The sequence below is a fragment of the Bacillus sp. AFS055030 genome (genome assembly GCF_002574545.1).
Taxonomy (GTDB): domain Bacteria; phylum Bacillota; class Bacilli; order Bacillales; family Bacillaceae_G; genus Gottfriedia.
The window spans coordinates 134,841-155,432 of record NZ_NUGT01000080.1 but is presented as its reverse complement, the minus strand read 5'-3'; the positions used below and the strand labels follow the sequence as shown (position 1 = coordinate 155,432).

At 33.6% G+C, this 20,592-nt stretch carries 18 protein-coding genes and 2 pseudogenes; 18 read left to right on the top strand and 2 right to left on the bottom strand.

Annotated features, from left to right (window positions below; all coding sequences use genetic code 11):
- Positions 1-45 precede the first annotated feature (45 nt).
- The 9 genes and pseudogenes from rbfA to dpaB all read left to right on the top strand — a co-directional run.
- Positions 46-393, top strand: a complete 348-nt coding sequence (rbfA, locus tag CN925_RS18705) for a 30S ribosome-binding factor RbfA (protein ID WP_025568543.1) — start codon at positions 46-48, stop codon at positions 391-393.
- 72 nt (positions 394-465) lie between these two features.
- Positions 466-1,377 (top strand): tRNA pseudouridine(55) synthase TruB, encoded by a 912-nt coding sequence (gene truB / locus CN925_RS18700; protein ID WP_098848340.1) that lies wholly within the window; start codon positions 466-468, stop codon positions 1,375-1,377.
- Between the two features lie 72 nt (positions 1,378-1,449).
- Positions 1,450-2,391, top strand: coding sequence for a bifunctional riboflavin kinase/FAD synthetase (gene ribF, locus CN925_RS18695; protein ID WP_098848339.1), 942 nt, complete (start codon positions 1,450-1,452; stop codon positions 2,389-2,391).
- A 139-nt stretch (positions 2,392-2,530) separates the two neighbouring features.
- A complete protein-coding gene (gene rpsO / locus CN925_RS18690; protein ID WP_098848338.1) occupies positions 2,531-2,800 on the top strand; it encodes a 30S ribosomal protein S15 in 270 nt (89 codons plus the stop codon).
- Between the two features lie 221 nt (positions 2,801-3,021).
- Positions 3,022-5,136: a polyribonucleotide nucleotidyltransferase gene (gene pnp / locus CN925_RS18685; protein ID WP_098848337.1), complete on the top strand. Its 2,115-nt coding sequence runs from the start codon at positions 3,022-3,024 to the stop codon at positions 5,134-5,136.
- A gap of 394 nt (positions 5,137-5,530) precedes the next feature.
- On the top strand, positions 5,531-6,511 hold the full coding sequence (locus CN925_RS18680; protein ID WP_098848336.1) for a polysaccharide deacetylase family protein: 981 nt from the start codon (positions 5,531-5,533) through the stop codon (positions 6,509-6,511).
- A 101-nt stretch (positions 6,512-6,612) separates the two neighbouring features.
- Positions 6,613-7,854, top strand: coding sequence for a M16 family metallopeptidase (locus CN925_RS18675; protein ID WP_098848335.1), 1,242 nt, complete (start codon positions 6,613-6,615; stop codon positions 7,852-7,854).
- Positions 7,855-8,088: 234 nt separating this feature from the next.
- A complete protein-coding gene (gene dpaA, locus CN925_RS18670) occupies positions 8,089-8,991 on the top strand; it encodes a dipicolinic acid synthetase subunit A (RefSeq protein ID WP_098848334.1) in 903 nt (300 codons plus the stop codon).
- Positions 8,988-9,413, top strand: a pseudogene (gene dpaB / locus CN925_RS18665) (dipicolinate synthase subunit B); the annotation flags it as partial. The gene dpaA and the pseudogene dpaB, both read left to right, overlap by 4 nt.
- A 35-nt stretch (positions 9,414-9,448) precedes the next feature.
- Here the strand turns inward: dpaB and CN925_RS18660 are convergent.
- A complete protein-coding gene (locus CN925_RS18660; protein WP_098848333.1) occupies positions 9,449-10,945 on the bottom strand; it encodes a recombinase family protein in 1,497 nt (498 codons plus the stop codon).
- A 121-nt stretch (positions 10,946-11,066) separates the two neighbouring features.
- Here CN925_RS18660 and CN925_RS18655 point away from each other — a divergent pair, with 121 nt between their 5' ends.
- From CN925_RS18655 to dapA, 6 genes and pseudogenes are all read left to right on the top strand, one after another.
- Entirely contained in the window at positions 11,067-11,243 is a 177-nt protein-coding gene (locus tag CN925_RS18655; RefSeq protein WP_098848332.1) for a cell division protein FtsZ, read from the top strand.
- Positions 11,244-11,545: 302 nt separating this feature from the next.
- Positions 11,546-12,079: a hypothetical protein gene (locus CN925_RS18650; protein ID WP_098848331.1), complete on the top strand. Its 534-nt coding sequence runs from the start codon at positions 11,546-11,548 to the stop codon at positions 12,077-12,079.
- Positions 12,080-12,224: 145 nt separating this feature from the next.
- Positions 12,225-12,407: pseudogene (gene spoVFB / locus CN925_RS21660) on the top strand (dipicolinate synthase subunit B); the annotation flags it as partial.
- A 181-nt stretch (positions 12,408-12,588) separates the two neighbouring features.
- Positions 12,589-13,632: an aspartate-semialdehyde dehydrogenase gene (asd, locus tag CN925_RS18640; protein ID WP_142339252.1), complete on the top strand. Its 1,044-nt coding sequence runs from the start codon at positions 12,589-12,591 to the stop codon at positions 13,630-13,632.
- Between the two features lie 25 nt (positions 13,633-13,657).
- A complete protein-coding gene (gene dapG, locus CN925_RS18635) occupies positions 13,658-14,887 on the top strand; it encodes an aspartate kinase (RefSeq protein WP_098848329.1) in 1,230 nt (409 codons plus the stop codon).
- Between the two features lie 20 nt (positions 14,888-14,907).
- Entirely contained in the window at positions 14,908-15,801 is an 894-nt protein-coding gene (dapA, locus tag CN925_RS18630) for a 4-hydroxy-tetrahydrodipicolinate synthase (RefSeq protein WP_098848328.1), read from the top strand.
- 83 nt (positions 15,802-15,884) lie between these two features.
- On the opposite strand, the gene CN925_RS18625 is transcribed toward dapA, so the two are convergent.
- The gene (locus CN925_RS18625) at positions 15,885-17,417 is read right to left on the bottom strand and encodes a multicopper oxidase family protein (RefSeq protein WP_098848393.1); all 1,533 of its coding nucleotides are present in this window, start codon (positions 17,415-17,417) and stop codon (positions 15,885-15,887) included.
- A gap of 353 nt (positions 17,418-17,770) precedes the next feature.
- Between CN925_RS18625 and CN925_RS18620 the strand changes: the two genes are divergently transcribed.
- The 3 genes from CN925_RS18620 (at position 17,771) to CN925_RS18610 (ending at position 20,501) form a co-directional block, all read left to right on the top strand.
- The gene (locus tag CN925_RS18620; RefSeq protein WP_098848327.1) at positions 17,771-19,441 is read left to right on the top strand and encodes a ribonuclease J; all 1,671 of its coding nucleotides are present in this window, start codon (positions 17,771-17,773) and stop codon (positions 19,439-19,441) included.
- Between the two features lie 167 nt (positions 19,442-19,608).
- Positions 19,609-20,292, top strand: coding sequence for a ClpP family protease (locus CN925_RS18615; RefSeq protein WP_286138522.1), 684 nt, complete (start codon positions 19,609-19,611; stop codon positions 20,290-20,292).
- Positions 20,289-20,501 (top strand): YlzJ-like family protein, encoded by a 213-nt coding sequence (locus CN925_RS18610; protein ID WP_098848325.1) that lies wholly within the window; start codon positions 20,289-20,291, stop codon positions 20,499-20,501. Before CN925_RS18615 ends, CN925_RS18610 begins: the two co-directional genes overlap by 4 nt.
- Positions 20,502-20,592 lie beyond the last annotated feature (91 nt).

The window sequence follows — 20,592 nt, the reverse complement described above, 5'->3', positions numbered from 1 at the left end:
TATGAAAGCACGAATTGTTTTGCTTTGTAAGATAGAGGTGAAAGTATGAAAGTAAGAGCACATCGTGTTGGGGAACAAATGAAGAAAGAACTTGGTGAAATTATTGGTAGAAAAATTAAAGACCCAAGAATCGGCTTCGTCACAGTTACCGATGTTCAAGTAACTGGTGATCTTCAACAAGCTAAAGTCTATATTTCAGTATTAGGTGACGATGAACAACGTCAAAATACATTAATTGGATTAGCGAAAGCAAAAGGATTTATCCGTTCTGAGATTGGTCAACGTATTCGTTTACGTAAGACACCAGAATTAATTTTTGAATTTGATGAATCAGTCGATTATGGTAATCGAATTGAAACATTGCTAACTCAAATTAATAAAGAAAATAACTGATAATGAATGGATAGGCGAGTGATTCGTCTATCCATTTTTCATCAGGATAAAAAGAAAACAATAGGTGATAAAATGAATGGTGTAATTGCACTGAATAAACCAGCAGGTCTTACCTCTCATGATTGTGTCTTTAATATAAGAAAGATTTTAAAGACGAAAAAAGTCGGTCATACAGGAACTCTTGATCCAGAAGTAACGGGTGTCTTGCCGATTTGTGTAGGTGAAGCTACAAAGTTAATTCCATATTTAACCGATGATCGAAAAAAATATATTGGTGAAATTACTTTAGGGTTTTCTACAACAACAGAGGATGCTCATGGTGAAATAATTGATCAAAAGAAGGTAGATCGAGTTATTACTCGTGAAGAAATTTTAAACGTCTTACATCAATTAACAGGAGAAATCAGACAAACTCCTCCTATGTATTCTGCTGTTAAAGTAAATGGCAAAAAGCTATATGAATACGCAAGGGCTGGAATTGAAGTTGAACGTCCAACTAGAACGGTTACGATATTTGAAATTATTTTACTTGATGATCGAGAAGTATTCGAAGGAGAGACAATTTCGTTTAAATTTGAAGTTTTCTGTAGTAAAGGTACATATATTAGAACGCTAGCTGTTCAAATTGGGGAACTATTAGGGTTTCCTGCTCATATGTCTTATTTAACTAGAACAAAAGCAGGTGCATTTACGATTGATGATTGTGTTACATTTGCAGAATTAGAAGAAAATGCTAATGAGTTAACGTTAGATCGTGTAATGTTATCGATGGAGCAAGCTCTTAATGAGTATCCACGTCTAACTGTAAATGCCATTGAAGAGGCTAGAGTATTTAACGGAGGATTTTTCTCGAATACGATGAACTGTAAAGAAGGAGAATATATAGCAGTTTACAACGAAAGTAATAAAATTATTGCAATGTACACTCCAAATCCTAAAAATAATAAAGTTATTAAACCGACTAGAGTATTTCATAACCAATAGAAAAAACTATATAAATTTTAATCATTGTTCTATAATGGGAAAAGAGACTTGATTATAGAAAAGGTGATAAATATGACAAAAATAATAAAAATCACCCATCCTCATTCAATAAAAAAAGAAGATTGTAAAGAAACGGTCTTAGCACTTGGCTTTTTTGATGGAGTACATAAAGGACATCAACAAGTCATAAAAACTGCCAAAGAAATTGCAGATGAAAAAGGATTATTATTATCAGTGATGACATTTGATCCACATCCTTCTGCAATTCTCGGAAATCGTGATGATGCAATTTCCTATTTGACACCTTTGGAGCTAAAAGTGAAGTGGATGGAGAAACTTTGTGTAGACCAATTATTTGTAGTTGAATTTTCTGAGGAATTTGCTACTTTACTTCCACAAGAATTTGTCGATCAATACATTATTTCTTTAAATGCAAAGCATGTTGTTGCTGGGTTTGATTTTTCATTTGGAAAATATGGTAAAGGGAATATGGAATCATTACCATTTCATTCTAGAGGTGAATTTACTCAATCAACAGTTTCAAAATTCGTTTTAGACGGTGAGAAAGTAAGTTCAACACGAATTAGAGAAGCGATAAAAGCTGGTGAAATGGAAACAGCTACTCGCTTACTAGGCAGACAATATCAAATTAAAGGGATTGTTGTAGATGGAGACAAACGTGGTCGAACGATTGGTTTTCCTACAGCTAATATCTCTGTTTCCATTCCATATGCATTACCTTCAGTAGGTGTATATGCTGTAAAATGTATTGTTAACGGTGAATTATATGAAGGTATGTGTAATATAGGATACAAACCAACTTTCTATCATGAGTTCCAAAAAAAAACAATTGAAGTAAATATTTTTGATTTTAATGAAGATATATATGGAAAAGAAGTTGAAATTTTTTGGTATGCAAGAATACGTGTTGAAAAGAAATTTAATGGTATAAATGAGTTAATCGATCAATTACAAAAAGATCGTGAAACAGTAAAAAATTATTTTCGAGAATAACTAATTTAGAATACTTGCTTTTATAATTAAAACAATGTTATATTATTAAAGTACTTGAAAAACCGTTGCTTGGCAAATCGATTCACCGACGACTGCTAGGTGATAGGTGTTCAACAATAATATTATGAGGTGAAAAAACATGGCATTAACTCAAGAACGTAAAAACGAAATTATCAGCACTTACAAAACTCATGCGAACGATACTGGTTCTCCAGAAGTTCAAATCGCAGTTTTAACTGAAAACATTAACTCTTTAAATGAGCACTTACGTACTCACAAAAAAGATCACCACTCTCGTCGTGGTTTATTAAAAATGGTTGGTAAGCGTCGTAACTTACTTAACTACTTACGTAACAAAGACATTACTCGTTACCGTGATTTAATTAACAAATTAGGTTTACGTCGTTAATTTGAGTATTAATTTGATACTTTAAGAAAAAGCGGGATTCTTCCCGCTTTTTCTTATACATATCGTTTTAAAATTGAATTCTAAATTTATAAATATTTATTCTCATTTTTCTCGTTAGTTGATTTCTTTACTAAACATAGGAGATAATAGAGAATATACGATTTTTTTACATAATTAGTTTAGACTTTGAATTGTAAATTAGAGAGGGGTATTTATACCATATGGAACAACAAAAGCACGTTTTTTCCACGAAGCTTGCTGGTAAAACTCTTACTGTTGAAGTAGGACAATTAGCAAAGCAAGCAAATGGAGCAGTTTTAGTAAGATACGAAGATACTGTCGTATTAGCAACAGCAACTGCATCAAAGGAACCTAAAAAAGTTAGCTTTTTCCCATTAACAGTAAACTACGAAGAGCGTTTATATGCAGTAGGTAAAATTCCTGGTGGATTTATTAAACGTGAAGGTAGACCGAGTGAAAAAGCAATATTAGCGAGTCGACTAATTGACCGCCCAATTCGACCATTATTTGCAGATGGATTCCGTAATGAAGTTCAAGTAATCAGCATGGTAATGAGTGTTGATCAAGATTGTTCATCAGAAATGGCTGCTATGTTTGGTAGCTCACTAGCTCTATGCGTATCTGACATTCCTTTTAACGGTCCAATTGCTGGCGTAATCGTTGGTCGTATTAATGGCGAATTAGTTATTAATCCAACAGTTGAGCAAGCAGAAAACAGTGACATTCATTTAACGGTTGCTGGAACAAAAGATGCCATTAACATGGTTGAAGCTGGCGCTAATGAAGTACCAGAAGAAGTAATGCTTGAAGCAATTATGTTTGGTCATGAAGAAATTAAAAAGTTAATTGCATTCCAAGAAGAAATCGTAGCACAAATTGGAAAAGAAAAAATGGAAATCCAGCTTCATGAACTTGATGCTGAATTAGAAAAACAAATCCGTGAAATTTGTGAAACAGAATTAAATGCAGCTATTCAAGTTCATGAAAAACATGCTCGTGAAGCTGCAATTAATGAAGTAAAAGAACGTGTTGTTCTTCAGTTTGAAGAAAATGAAGCAGACGAAGAAACGATTGGACAAGTAAAAGAAATCCTTTCAATGCTTGTTAAAGAAGAAGTGCGTCGCTTAATTACGGTTGAAAAGGTTCGTCCTGATGGAAGAAAATTAGATGAAATCCGTCCATTATCATCACAAGTTGGTTTATTACCACGTACACATGGTTCTGGATTATTCACTCGTGGACAAACTCAAGCGTTAAGTATTTGTACACTAGGCGCTTTAGGAGATGTACAAATTCTTGATGGCTTAGGCATTGAAGAATCAAAACGTTTTATGCACCATTATAATTTCCCACAATTCAGTGTTGGTGAAACAGGACCAATTCGTGGACCAGGTCGTCGTGAAATTGGACATGGAGCATTAGGCGAAAGAGCACTTGAGCCAAGTATTCCGGATCAAAAGGATTTCCCATACACAATTCGTCTAGTATCAGAAGTACTTGAATCAAACGGTTCTACTTCTCAAGCAAGTATTTGTGCAAGTACGCTAGCAATGATGGATGCTGGTGTACCAATTAAAGCACCAGTTGCTGGTATTGCTATGGGATTAATTAAATCTGGTGAACATTATTCAGTTCTTACAGATATTCAAGGTATGGAAGATCATTTAGGAGATATGGACTTTAAAGTAGCAGGAACGGCTAAAGGTGTAACTGCACTTCAAATGGACATTAAAATTGAAGGTTTATCAGAACAAATTTTAAAAGAAGCATTAGAACAAGCAAAGATTGGCCGTATGCAAATCCTTGATTCGATGCTTGCTACGATCAGCGAACCAAGAACAGCATTATCTGAGTTTGCTCCAAAAATCTTAATGATGACTATTAACCCAGATAAAATTAAAGATGTTATTGGACCAGGTGGAAAACAAATCAATAAAATCATTGAAGAAACTGGCGTGAAAATCGACATTGAACAAGATGGAACAGTATTTATTTCATCTGTAGATCAACCTATGAATGAACGCGCAAAACAAATTATCGAAGACCTTGTTCGTGAAGTAGAAGTAGGTCAATTATACATGGGTAAAGTAAAACGAATTGAAAAATTCGGCGCATTCGTCGAAATCTTTGCAGGTAAAGATGGATTAGTCCATATTTCAGAACTTGCAGAAGAACGAATTGCAAAAGTTGAAGACGTAGTCTCAATCGGAGACGAAATCCTTGTAAAAGTAACCGAAATCGACAAACAAGGACGCGTAAACTTATCCCGCAAAGCTGTATTAAAAGAACAAAAAGAAAAAGCTGAGCAACAATGAAAAGTGGAGCAAGCTCGCCCAGCTCTGAAAGGAATATCTCCATTCATCTGAAGAAGTGGTGAATTTTCCACTTCGAAGATTAATGGAATATTACCGAAGAGCTAGCTTGCGGAACTAGACATCACGTAAAGCAGAAAGCTCGGTACGCTATTTCTTAAATTATTTAAAACAACAGGCACATCGAAATGAGCCTGTTGTTTTTTACATTTACCCGCTTCTTAGTCCCCTCTTTTAAAATTCCTGAATTTCATGCGTGACTAAATTTTTTTTGGTTACAATAAAAAAGTAGAACTTGAATTGATTAAATAAATTAGTTTTGCTCGTAAATCAGTACAAAGCTTGTTCTATTTTATAAAAAATATCATATTCCTTCTAGTAGGAGGGTGTTTAGGAAATGGGTAGAAATCTGTTAAAAGTCTTTGCAATCGTTATGGCATTATTTCTAGCAATTTTAGTAGTTAGAAATCCATATACTAATCAATACGTGAGAATCTTAACATCAAAGTCGTCAATTGTTTCAGCGAAAACAAATGGATTATACGATGAAATCAAATCAAAGGCGAAAAAATTCGAGATACCTCCAAAGGATGCTCATGTGGATTCGGTATGGAAAGCGATACCCGGCTATAATGGTTTAACAGTTGATATTAATGAGTCATATAAGAAAATGAAGGTAATCGGTAAGTTTGATCAGAATAAGCTCGTATTTAAAGAAGTTTCTCCAAAAGTTCATTTAAAGGATTTGCCACCATCACCAGTATATAAAGGGAATCCAGAAAAGCCAATGGTTGCATTTACAATCAATGTTGCGTGGGGAAATGAATATATTCCGAAAATGTTAGAAGTATTAAAGAAGCACAATGCAAAAGCAACTTTCTTTCTTGAAGGTAGATGGGCAAAAAATAATCCAACGGTTGCTCAACTAATCACTGCTGCAGACCAAGAAGTTGGAAACCATTCTTATTCACATCCCGATATGGCGAGATTAGGTAGTCAGGAAATAAGAAATGAAATAACAAAAACAAATTCAGTCATACTTGCAACAACTGATCAAAAAGTTGTATGGTTTGCCCCTCCAAGCGGTAGTTATCGTGATGAAGTAGTTAAAATTGCTTCAAGTTTAGGGTTAAAAACAATTATGTGGACAGCAGATACGATTGATTGGCAGAAACCACCAAGAGAAGTCATTATTAATCGTGTGATGAAAAAAGTAGGTAATGGTACAATCGTTCTTATGCATCCAACGAAACCAACAGCTGAGGCACTTGATGAACTAATTACAAGAATAGAGGCATCAGGTAGAAAAGTTGTAAATATTTCAACTTTATTAGATGAAAAACGGTACGATCCAATTAAAAAAGTTGAAAACAAATGACAATTACATCCAGCTTTGTTAAGATGATTGTAAAATATAGTTATATTTTTCAATCTTATTACAAATGTGTAAATAGATGGTGTATACATAGGAGGCATTAAATGATTGTACGACATACTTGCAAAAATGGAGTCAGAGTAGTAATTGAAAATATTTCAACTGTCCGTTCAGTTGCACTAGGAGTCTGGATAAAAACAGGTTCAAGCAATGAAACGCCAGAACTAAATGGTGTTTCACATTTTCTTGAGCATATGTTCTTTAAAGGCACAAAGACACGCAATGCGAAAGAAATCGCTGAAAGTTTCGATTCAATTGGTGGACAAGTAAATGCATTTACGTCTAAAGAATATACTTGTTATTATGCTAAAGTGTTAGATACACATGCGGATTACGCGTTAGAAGTATTAGGAGATATGTTTTTTAATTCTACTTTTGATGAAGGTGAATTAGAAAAAGAAAAAAATGTAGTACTTGAAGAAATCAAAATGTACGATGATACACCAGATGATTTAGTTCATGATTTATTAAGTAAAGTGATGTATGAAACTCATCCATTAGGTTATCCAATTTTAGGTACAGAAGAAACTTTAAAATCTTTTAATGGTGATACATTACGCCAGTACATGAAGGATTTTTACACTCCAGATCAAGTAGTCATTTCAATTGCGGGTAATATTGATGATTCATTTATTAAACGTGTTGAAGATTTATTTGGAAATTATGAGGGTAAAAAGAAAGATGTAAACTTCGGGATTCCTACAATACATTATGGACAAATTGCTCGCAAAAAAGAAACTGAGCAAGCACATCTTTGTGTTGGCTATAGAGGTCTAGAACTTGGACATAACGATTTATATCCATTAATTGCCTTAAATAATATTCTAGGTGGTAGTATGAGTAGTCGATTGTTCCAAGATGTTCGTGAACAAAAAGGACTTGCATATTCTGTATTCTCTTATCACTCTGCATACCAAGATAGCGGTACAGTTGCAATTTATGCAGGGACTGGAAAAAGCCAAATAAATCAATTATTTGAGACGATCCAAGAAACTTTAAAAGTATTAAATGCTGAAGGAATTACAGAAAAAGAATTAAATAATTGTAAAGAGCAATTAAAAGGTAACTTAATGTTAGGATTAGAAAGTACAAATAGCAGAATGAGTCGAAATGGTAAAAATGAACTAATGCTAGGTATTCATCGTTCTTTAGATGAAGTCATTCAACTAATAGATGGTGTAACAATTGATAAAGTAAATGATATCGCGAAGTTTGTTTTTACTGATAACTACGCAGTTTCATTAGTAAGTCCTGATGGAGTAATTCCAACAAATATTAAGCAATAAGTTGATAAATTAGAGAGCCTTTTTAAGGGCTCTCTTTATTTTTTTAGTTTAAGAAATAAAGATAATTGCCCATATTTAAACAGTTTATCATTACTGCTTTTTAATTTTAGAAAGAATCTTCACCAATGCATTGGAAGATTCATAAGATATTTAGGAGAAAGATGTTAGGCGGTAGTCCTGCTTACAAAGATTAATTTCCATTTACCATAGTGAAGTAAAGAAGGTGAATGCTGCATGTTAACTGGCTTGCATATTGCTGTTATTGGTGGGGACGCCAGACAGCTTGAAGTTATTCGGAAGTTAACAGAGTTAGACGCAAAGGTAACATTAATAGGTTTTGAACAATTAGATAGTGGCTTTACCAGTGCATCTAAAGAATTAATGGCAGATGTAGATTTTGAAGATCTAGATGCAATTCTTCTACCTGTACCAGGTACGAATAATGAAGGAGTTGTCGATACAATTTTTTCAAATGAAAAAGTTGTACTGACAAAAGAAATTCTAGATAGTACTCCTTCGCATTGTACGATTTATTCTGGAATAAGTAACTCATACTTAGACAGTATAGTTACAGCTTCAAATCGAAAGTTAGTAAAATTATTTGAACGAGACGATGTAGCTATTTATAATAGTATTCCGACCGTTGAAGGTACGATCATGATGGTCATTCAACATACGGAATATACAATTCATAATTCGAAAGTAGCCGTATTAGGTTTAGGTCGTACAGGAATGAGCGTCGCGAGGACTTTTCATAATTTGGGTGCAAAAGTAAGAGTAGGGGCGCGTAAATCAGAGCACATTGCTAGAATTGTTGAAATGGGCTTAGAAGCTTTTGAATTTAAGAATATAGAAGAGGCCTTAAAGGATGTCGATGTTGTAATTAATACTGTTCCAGTTCAAATTGTTACAGCAAGTGTCATTTCAAAATTACAACCTCATTCTCTAATCATTGATTTAGCTTCAAAACCTGGAGGAACAGATTTTCGTTATGCTGAAAAAAGAGGTATTAAGGCATTATTAGCACCAGGTTTACCAGGAATCGTTGCTCCTAAAACAGCAGGTCAAATAATTGGAAACGTACTAGCACAGCTATTAAAGGTAGAATTAGATAAAAGGAAGGAGCAACCAAAATGACGTTGAAAGGTAAGAAAATTGGATTTGGTATTACAGGGTCACATTGTACTTATGAAGAGGTAGTTCCTCAAATTCAAAAGCTAGTGGATGATGGAGCTGACGTATATCCTGTTGTTACGTTTACTGTAAAAAGTACAACAACTCGATTTGGTGTAGGAGAAGACTGGATCGAAAAAATAGAAGAAATTACAGGGCGTAAAACAGTTGACTCAATTGTAGGAGCAGAACCATTTGGTCCAAAAGTACAATTAGATTGTATGGTAATTGCACCCTTAACAGGAAATTCAATGAGTAAGTTTGCTAATGCTCAAACTGATAGCCCTGTATTAATGGCAGCTAAGGCTACTTTGAGAAATGGAAAACCTGTTGTATTAGGTATTTCTACAAACGATGCTTTAGGTTTAAATGGAACTAATTTAATGTGACTTAGATGGTAATACCAAATCAGTCAACAAGATCACCTAGGAAGCTTCGGAAAAAGTGTGAGTGTAAAATCATCTAGTTTTTGATGAGGTTCTTTTTTATACTCTACTTTAAATAAAACTGATTTTAGGAGACGATTTTTCAATTCAATATCAGTTGTTTTGTAATACAAATCTAACACTTTTTCAAAGGTTGGAATTATTTGATCGATTAATAACTCCTTATTATGATATTTGGCTAGTTCATCCAAAATTAACGTTTTACTATTTGAAAGTTCGTTTATTCGATTAGTGAGGATTTCAGAACGTTCATTGTAAATCGTTTCATCATAAACACCGCGTTCTAGTAAATTAAATAAATTATTTTTTTGTTTTACTACTTCACTTAAATCATTCTCGATTTGTTTAAGTGCTTGTTTTTTTAAATTAGTTACGTCCAAATCTTCCTCGTTGGTTCGATTCGTAAAACTTATTTTGTATTCTTTTAACCAAATTTCTAACCCTTGTAAAAGTCTCTCTTCAATTAAATGTGTATAGGATGCGCGAGTGTTACAACGGTTATTTGTACACACGATTTGTTTAGGTTTGCCTTTTGGATAACGCTGCTGTAATTTCGACTTGCATTTGCTGCAAATAATGATTCCGGCTAACTGATTACTTAATTTACTATTATAGGGGGCATGGTATCGACTTTTTAAAATATCTTGTGCCAAATTGTATTGATCAGGATCAATAATGGCTTCATGTTTTCCATCAACAATTATCCAGTCAGATTTTGGTTTTCTCATGCCCTTACTTGATTTTTTATTCCAAGTCACTTTACCTATATAAATAGGATTTTTTATCATCTCCAAAATGGAATGATAACTCCATTTTTTTCCTGTAAAGGAAGGGATATTCATTTGATTTAAACGGTTAGCAATTTCAGTTGCACCAATCAAATCCTTTGTATACCATTCAAAAATAGTTTTAACTACCTTCCCTTGATCGCTATTAATACGTAAAGAGCGGAATTCCTTTGTTTCATAAATCTCATAACCATAAGGAGCAAATGTTCCTAAATAATTTCCTCTTTGGACCGATAAAACTCGACCTCGTTGAAGCCTACGAGTAATTATTTTTAATTCTTTTCGGGCCATAAAAGCCTCAAATTCACTGTATTCCTCATCAAACTCGTCATGAAGGTCATATGTCTTTCTTGGTGTAATGATTTTTGTTTTAGATGATTTAAACGTTTCTAAAATAATGCCCTGCTCCTTCATATTACCGCGTCCAAGACGGTCCATATCCATTACTAACACACCATCATATTTAAATTCTTCAACTTCTTGTAATAGCTTTAACATTTCTGGCCGATAAACAAGCGATTCACCTGATGCAATTTCCTGCCTAATACAAATTATGTTTAAATCATTTTCCTTAGCGAATTTTAAAAGCTGCTCTTTATGCTTTGATAAAGTCTCACCCTCACCTCTAGCTTCTGCGTCTAAATCTGCTCGACTTTTACGTAAGTACAATGCAACTCGTTCCATTTGATCACCTCATAGACTATATATATGTCTAATTAAGGAATTAATTAATTTTTGGATCAATCGACACTAAAAGGTTGGTTAGTCCGTCAATAAACGAAACATACAATGAAATATGGGGGTGGTGATACTGAGTAAACAAACAGAATTTACTGCTACCTATCAATTTGGAAAAACAAAAGTGAATATAATTGCACCAGATGATGTAACAGAAGAAAATAAAAAGAAAATTATTGAAGAAATTCAAACGATTGGATGGAAGATTGTTAAAGAAGAATTGTTTAAGAAGGATGATAAATAGGAAGTATGTAAGCACCTAAATAAGGGTGCTTTTTTTATCTGTTTGTTTCGATTGATCTAGGAAGAATTATCTATTTTCAAATGACTAGATTCCTTAGGTAAAAATATTTTTTGTACTTTTACAACGGTAAAAAACTAAATATGCAATCATTTTACATGCACATATAATTGTGATCATGATCTAAGATTCATGTAATTTTAAAAAAATTCTGAGACAGATTACTCAAAAATCTGTCATTTTTTTTACATAATGATCGTAAATATAGTGATAGTGATTCTAAATATTCATCATAGAGAGGAATGTTGGTTATTATCGATTATCATTTAACAAAACAATTTGTTTCAAAGGAAAAATTGATCGAACGTAAGCTTGCTGATCATTTAATTTTCAATGTAAGAATAAAGGATGTCATCGAACTAGCATATAATAACTGGGTTTTAGATTATGCTAAAGGTGTAGTTGCCTTTAATCTTACAAATGGTGAATTAGTAGGATATTCACTTACTGGTACAAATAATAGAACGGATAATGATTATGAGGTTATTATTTTTGAACTAGATGCCAATGTTGACGTGGAGGATGTTACGGTTTTACTGGGGAATATTGGTGTTCGAGCTGTACGGACATTTTTTGGTATTGACGATGAAACTTTTTCAAATAATATGGTATTTTGGACTGAAACCTATTTACGATTTCATAATTTGTCGATTAAATCAATTAGAAATCGGTTTTTAAAAGTACTTTACACTGATTATAAACAAACTTTTTATACTAACTGCATTAAAAAACAACTTGATTATGTTTATGCTAAATATATTGTTCATTATAATCATTAGGGTGAGATTTTAAAAATTATTCTTGAGCTGAATTTTTTGTTTCAATCCCCTTTTATAACCTTTAGTCGGCCCCTTTTAAATTCAATTTTTTACTGTCTTAAAACCAATGATATTCCATTTAAATAGGTATTATCCTCTAAGTCATAATTTAATGCGTTTAATGAGTACAAAAAATATCTATTTTATTCCCTTTGGTCAAGATGATCCAATAAAAAAACCGAATTCACTAGTGGCAAGAATGGATTCATTGCTTGATACAGTGAAATCCTCTATTGAAGGAAAACAACTTCAACCTGTTTTAGTGGAAAAATATCGTGATCTCCAATAATTATTTTAGAAAAAATAGGACTGAATTATTTTTTCTATGATAGAATGAAGAAAATTGAGTATGTGTCATTAGGATACATACTCGTTACTATGAAATCAATTATTCAAGCGAAAACCTTTGAATATAAACTTCATTTAACGTAAACTATTTAATAAATGTGAAAACAGGGATGGTGCAAAAAGTGGGGAATAAACAAAGTTATGTAGTAGCTGTAGTAGGTGCAACTGGAGCAGTTGGACAACAAATGATTGCAACATTAGAGAAAAGAAATTTTCCAGTAAAAGAAATTAAATATCTATCATCAAAACGTTCAGCAGGAACAAAATTAACATATAAAGGTGAAGAGGTAATCGTTCAAGAAGCAACTCCTGAAGCTTTTGAAGGTGTAGATATTGCTTTATTTAGTGCTGGTGGCTCAGTATCAAAAGATCTAGCTCCTGAAGCAGTTAAAAGAGGGGCAGTAGTAGTTGATAACACTAGTGCATTTAGAATGGCTGAAGACGTACCTTTAGTTGTACCTGAAGTAAATGACCAAGATTTATTTAATCATAAAGGTATTATTGCAAATCCTAACTGTTCAACAATCCAAATGGTTGTTGCGCTAGAACCAATTCGTCAATCTATTGGTTTAAATAAAGTAGTAGTGTCAACTTACCAAGCCGTTTCAGGTGCTGGAGTTACAGCAATTGAAGCCTTAAAGGAACAAGCGCAAGCATTCTTAAACGGTGAAGAAGCAACTCCATCAGTATTACCGGTAAAAAGTGGTGAGAAACATTATCAAATTGCTTTTAACGCAATTCCACAAATCGATGTCTTTACTGAGAATGGATATACTTATGAAGAAATGAAAATGATTAATGAAACTAAAAAAATCATGCATTTACCTGAATTACAAATTAGCGCAACATGTGTAAGACTTCCTGTAATTTCTGGTCACTCTGAGTCAGTATACATTGAAGTTGATAAAGAAGTATCAGTAGCTGAACTTAAATCACTTTTAAGTGATGCACCTGGAATCGTATTACAAGACGATCCAGATCAACAACTATATCCAATGCCATTTTACAGTATTGGAAGTAATGAAGTATATGTAGGACGTATCCGTAAAGATTTAGATAATCCATTTGGATTCCATTTATGGATCGTTTCAGATAATCTATTAAAAGGTGCTGCTTGGAATTCAGTGCAAATTGCTGAACGATTAATTGAGTTAAGCATCATTTAGTGAAAACTGCTAGAGAGGTGCAAGAATGAAGATATTAGTCCAAAAATTTGGAGGGACTTCAGTACGTGACGAAAATGGAAGAAAGCACGCACTTAAGCATATAAAAGAAGCATTAGAAAAAGGATATAAATTAGTAGTTGTTGTTTCAGCTATGGGTCGAAAAGGTGAACCATATGCAACAGATACACTATTAAATTTAGTTGGCGCAAAAAAAAGTAAGGTCACACAAAGAGAACTTGATTTATTAATGTCATGTGGTGAAACAATTTCTTCAATTGTTTTTTCAAATTTATTGAATGAAAATGGTATTCATGCTATGGCAATGACAGGTGCATCTGCAGGTTTCCGAACAAATGATGAATTTGGAAATGCAAAAATTCTTGATATGAAATGTGGCCGTTTAATTAAAGAATTAGAAAACTATGATGTTGTAGTAGTCGCAGGATTCCAAGGATCTACATCTAATGGTGATGTTACGACATTAGGTAGAGGTGGAAGTGATACTTCTGCTTCTGCACTTGGGGTTGCTGTTGGTGCAGAAACAATCGAAATCTTTACTGACGTTGAAGGCGTAATGACAGCAGATCCAAGGATTGTTAAAGAAGCAAGACCTTTATCAGTTGTTACTTATGCAGAAATTTGTAATATGGCATATCAAGGTGCGAAAGTAATTCATCCTAGGGCTGTAGAAATCGCGATGCAAGGGAAGGTACCTATTCGAATTCGTTCAACGTATTCAAATAGTTTAGGTACACTAGTAACATCGAATCCTACGAAACGTATTATTGGTGAAAATATTCAAGATCGTTTAATAACAGGAATCGCACATGTACCGAATGTTACGCAAATTAGAGTAACTTCAAAGGAACATACTTTTGATTTACATTCTCAAGTATTTAAAGCAATGGCAAATAAAGGAATAAGTGTAGACTTTATTAATATCTCACCTAATGGTGTAGTATACACTGTAAGTGATGAAGTTGCTTCAAAAGCGATCGATGTATTAAAAGGAATTGGCTATGAGCCTTCATACACAACTGGCTGTGCAAAAGTATCAATAGTTGGAGCGGCAATTGCAGGAGTACCTGGCGTAACTTCAAAAATTGTAACTGCATTAGCTGAAAAAGGTATTCAAATTTTACAATCAGCAGACAGTCACACGACTATTTGGGTGCTTGTCAAAAATGAAGATATGGTCGAAGCGGTTACTGCACTTCATGATGCATTTGAACTTAGTTCAGTTAAAGTCGATTAATATTTGAGCGGAGTGGAATAATGAGTAGATTTGGTAAAATTTCAACAGCGATGGTAACGCCTTTTGATTCAAAAGGAAATATTGATTTTGCAAAAACAACAAAACTTGTGAACTACTTAATTGAGAATGGAACAGATTCAATCGTAGTTTGTGGAACAACAGGAGAATCTCCAACATTAACTTCAGAAGAAAAATTAGCATTGATTAGTCATGTAGTTTCAACGGTAGCTGGTAGAGTACCTGTTATCGCGGGTACAGGAAGTAATAATACTCGTGAAACAGTTGAATTAACGAAGAAAGTTTCTGCCTTAGGTGTAGATGCAATCATGGTAGTTGTACCTTATTATAATAAACCAAACCAAGAAGGACTATATCAACACTTTAAAGCAGCAGCAGAAAGTACTCAGCTTCCTGTTATGTTATATAATGTACCAGGCAGAACAGTTGCTAGCCTTACAGTAGATACAATTGTAAGATTAGCTGAAATTCCAAATGTAGTTGCAATTAAAGATGCTACTGGAAACTTAAGCATTATGACAGAAATTATTGACCGTACTCCTGAAGATTTTGAATTATATTGTGGTGACGATGGACTTACGCTTCCAGCCTTTGCAATTGGTTCAAAAGGAACGGTTTCTGTTGCATCACACGTGTTAGGAAATGAAATGCAGCAATTAGCTGAAAGCTTCTTCACAGGAGATATGGCTAAAGCACAATTCTTACACCGTAAACTATTGCCATTATTTGATGGATTCTTCATGGCGCCAAGTCCAGGTCCAATCAAAACAGCTTTACAAATGAAAGGGTTAGATGTTGGTGGAGTCCGTTTACCACTTGTACCACTTTCTGAAGCTGAACGCACAACGATTGGTATATTAATAAATAATTTAGACGAAGCATTACAAAATAATTAACAACAAAACCACTTACAAACAATCCGATTAATTTGGATAGCGTAAGTGGTTTTTTTACTAAATTCACAAAATTTCAAATCTCCTTATTGAATGACAATAAATGGTCTCATCATTTCATAATCCTCGTGTTCCAACATATGACAATGCCAAACATATAATCCAGTAAACGGCCCAAACCTCATGATTATTCTAGTTACTTGATTTGGATTAGCTGAAACAGTGTCCTTCCATCCACATTCTTGTGGTTCTGGTGGAATCGGTGGATCTGTGTAATGAATGACCCCTTCTTGTTTATACTTTTCTACATCAAAGTTTCTTCGATCTAAGATTTGGAACTCAATTAGATGAACATGTATAGGATGAGAATCAGGTGTTAAGTTAATCAAATACCATATTTCGATTGTTCCTAATTTCGGATTTTCTGAAATGGGAGCATCCCAATGTTTATGATCCAATAACATAATTTCTCGTCCATACTGATCCATTTTGTGAACTAATGGTAAGAAGCGTTGTTTGAATGCAGACTGTTCATTGATTTTTGGAAATTGTTGCAAATTAGCTGGTATCATACTTGTATCCACGTTTGACAAAGGCAATGTAACTTTAAATTGCATGACAGTTCCTGTATTTTCATCAACAGGTTTTCCATTTGGAAATGGGGTAGGAGCATCATTTCGCATACTAATCTTTTTACCTTCAAGATTAGTAAAATCGATGATTACTTCTGCTCGTTCTGAAGGAGATAACATGAGTTCGTGGATACCAATTGGATGCTGCATGAATCCGCGCTCTGTTGCGATTTGATACATAAGTTGACCAGAATCGAGCTTAATTCGAAAAAAGCGCGAGTTTGACCCGTTTAATAATCTAAATCGATATTTTCTTGGTTCCACTTTTAAATAAGGATGAACTTTACCATTGACGATCACTGTATCACCAAAAAATTCCGGGATAATAGATGTGTCTAGATCTTTAATAGGTTTATGTGGTTGTTTAGGATAATAAAGTGAACCATCAATATTAAAACTTTTATCTTGTATCAATAGTGGGATAACATAGCGCCCATTCGGTAAATTCAATCTACTTTCCTTCTCATCACTAATTAAATAAAACCCTACTAATCCAGCATATATATTTAGTCTTGTAATGCCTAGTGCATGATCATGGTACCAAAGGGTAGATGCGCTATTACAATTATCATATCGGTATACTTGCTTTTTAAAATAACGGCCAACTTGTTTATAATCTTTTGTAAACCAAGCTTCAGGATAGCCATCGCTTTCAGGTTCAACACAAGCACCATGTACGTGCACTACTGTCCTTACTTGGGGGACATCTTTATGAGCACCATGAACAGTAAAATCGATTGGAAACAAGTGTTTTTCTGGTAGATCATTGATCCATTTAATAAACACGATCTCACCTTTTTTTACTTTTATGGTTGGTCCAGGATAGGATCCTTCATATCCCCAAACTGTTGAATCTTTTAACTCACTATGGAGAGATTGCTTAAATTCCGTCATCGTTACCTCATAATAAGTATAATAATGATCTTTATAGCGAGGTTTTAAAATTGGTGGAATGGGTAGTTCATCTACGAATTTTGAAAGATTCATTTTTGGGGGCTCTCTGTCATTAAAATTCATTTAGACCCTCCTTTTCTAACTTAATCATATTCTTGCAATAAGTAATAATTGACCATTCACTCAAGTTCAAAAAGAATTTTTATTTGAGTTAAAAAGAAAAAAATAAGGCAGAAAAAATGTAGTAGAAACAATAAATTTTTCTTTTCAATATTAGCTATAGTCACAAGAACGCAAAAAAATGATTAAAAATACATCCCCAAAGTAATCCGATTTTCCTATTTAAGGAAGAATGTATCTTGTTTTACCTGTTCGGACTAGGATATAATGTTTGTAAGATTTTGAACGGTCTGTAAATTTAAAGAACTAACTAGGAGGAACAGGTTGTGTTGAAGGAAATGAATGAACAAGTAAAAGTTTTTGCCCTTGGTGGGGTAGGTGAAATCGGAAAAAACATGTATGTAGTCGAAGTTGGTGATTTGATTTACGTGTTAGACGCAGGTTTAAAATTTCCTGACCAAGAAATGTACGGAATAGATCATGTCATACCTGATGTAAGTTATTTAGAGAAAAATGCACATAAAGTTGTAGGTGTTTTTATAACACATGGACATGAAGATCATATAGGTGCCATTCCATATATTATGAATAAACTACCACATGTAAAGTTTTATACAAATAAATTAGCATATTTATTTATAAGAGAAAAATTAAGCGAGAAAGGTATTAAAAACCTTGAGCAATTTGAACTATATGATGAAACTACTTTATTAACATTTGAAAATAGTTCAATTAGTTTTTTTAGAACTACTCATAGCATTCCAGATTCATTTGGATTTTGTGTAAATACACCACAAGGTGCTGTCGTTTTTACTGGAGACTTCAAATTTGATCAGTCGAAAAGTCCTTATCCAGGTGCTGATTTAGGCAAACTAGCCTTAATAGGAGATAAAGGTGTTTTATGTTTGCTATCTGATAGCACAAACGCTGAAAGACAAGGGTTTTCTGGGTCTGAGAAGAAAGTATCGGAAGAAATTAAAAAAGAAATAATGAATGCAAAAGGAAGAGTTTTAGTAGCTTGTTTTTCTTCAAATATATATCGAATTCAACAGGTTATTAATGCAAGTGAAGCGGCAGGTCGAAAACTAGCAGTAGTGGGAAGTAGTATGATGAAATCAATTGAATTAGCAAAGGAATTAGATTATTTATCAATTCCGGATGATCTAATGATTTCAGTTGTGGATACAGATAACTATAAAGAAAGAGATATTGTCATTCTAACAACCGGTACACAAGGAGAACCAATGGCAGCCCTTTCGAAAATTGCTAAAGGTACACATAAGCAAGTTTCAATTCGTAAAGGTGATACTGTCCTAATGGCTGCAACAGCAATTCCAGGGAATGAAATGTTAGTTGGATCTACTGTTAATTTATTATTTAGAGCTGGCGCAAATGTTATTTATGGCTATAAAAAGGTACACGTATCTGGTCATGGTTATGAAGAGGAATTAAAGCTAATGCTTGAATTGATGAAGCCAAAATATTTCATACCAGTTCATGGTGAATTTCGAATGCAAAAAGCACATTCACATATTGCAGAAGAAGTAGGCATAGCAAAGGAAGATATTTTTATTATTGAAAAGGGTGACATCGTTTCGTTTAAAAATGGTCAAGCCACTCGAACTGAAAAAATAGAAGTTGGTAACGTTTTAATTGACGGAATTGGTGTTGGTGATGTTGGAAATATCGTATTGCGTGATCGTAAATTACTATCTCAAGATGGTATATTAATCGTTGTCGTAACGTTTAACAAGCAAAAGAAAGCAATCATATCTGGTCCAGAAATTATCACTCGCGGGTTTGTATATGTACGTGAGTCAGAAAAATTAATCACTAGATCAACTGAAATTGTAAAAGACATTACAGAAAAAATGCTACAAAACGACCAAATTGAATGGACATTATTAAAGAATTCAATAAGAGATGGATTAAGCGCTTACTTATATGAAGAAACAAAAAGAAGACCAATGATTCTACCTATATTAATGGAAGTATAATTTATATAGTGAAGTACTTCTTAATCTAAGATGGGTATGATTTCCTTATTATTTTCACATACTAATTTGTATGAAAAATGATAGGGGGAACTGTTTTGACAAATTCAAATAATGAAACACCAATTCCAAACGAAGAAGCACCTCCAAAGCCAAATGATCAAAAGGATATGAGCATTGTTGAAAAAATACAGCAATTAGGACAAACAAATGTTCCAGCAAGCAATGATTCAAAAATCCATTGTTTAACGATAATAGGGCAAATTGAAGGGCATGTAGCTTTACCACCTCAAAATAAGACAACTAAATATGAACATTTAATCCCACAATTAGTTGCAATAGAACAAAACCCTAAGATTGAAGGATTATTAATTGTTCTAAATACTGTAGGTGGAGATGTGGAAGCAGGCCTTGCGATATCAGAAATGATTGCGACATTAACAAAACCTACTGTTTCAATCGTTTTAGGTGGTGGGCATAGTATCGGAGTACCAATTGCAGTAAGTACTGACTTTTCATATATTGCTGAAACGGCAACAATGACGATCCATCCTATTCGTCTAACCGGTTTAGTAATTGGTGTACCTCAAACGTTTGAGTATCTTGATAAAATGCAAGAAAGGGTAACGCGTTTTGTTACGAAGCATTCAAATATTACGGAAGAACGTTTCAAGGAATTAATGTTTACAAAAGGAAATTTAACAAGAGATATCGGCTCTAATGTAGTCGGTGGAGATGCAGTAAAATATGGACTAATTGATGATGTAGGTGGTATCGGGCAAGCATTATGTAAATTGCAAGAATTGATTGACGAACGAAAAGAAAAGTCTGATAAAGAGGAGAATGAATTTTGATTCTATATACAATAATGCCAATTGAATCGATTTTTCCCGTTGATCAACAAGAATTCGAATCACAGCAGTTTTTAGAATACAATGGTGTTCCTATGTTGGTTGATAGTGTTGGGGGTACAGCTTTTGAAATTAAAAGAATTGTAAGTACAGATCCGCAGCATTTTATGCAATATACACCTGGTCAACGAATTTTAGTTCTACCATCTTAAGGTAATTATTAACAATACATGGTAAACATATGTTCTGATATGTTATAATAAATTCAATTTAAGAAAGCAGCCAAAAGGCTGCTTTCTTTGG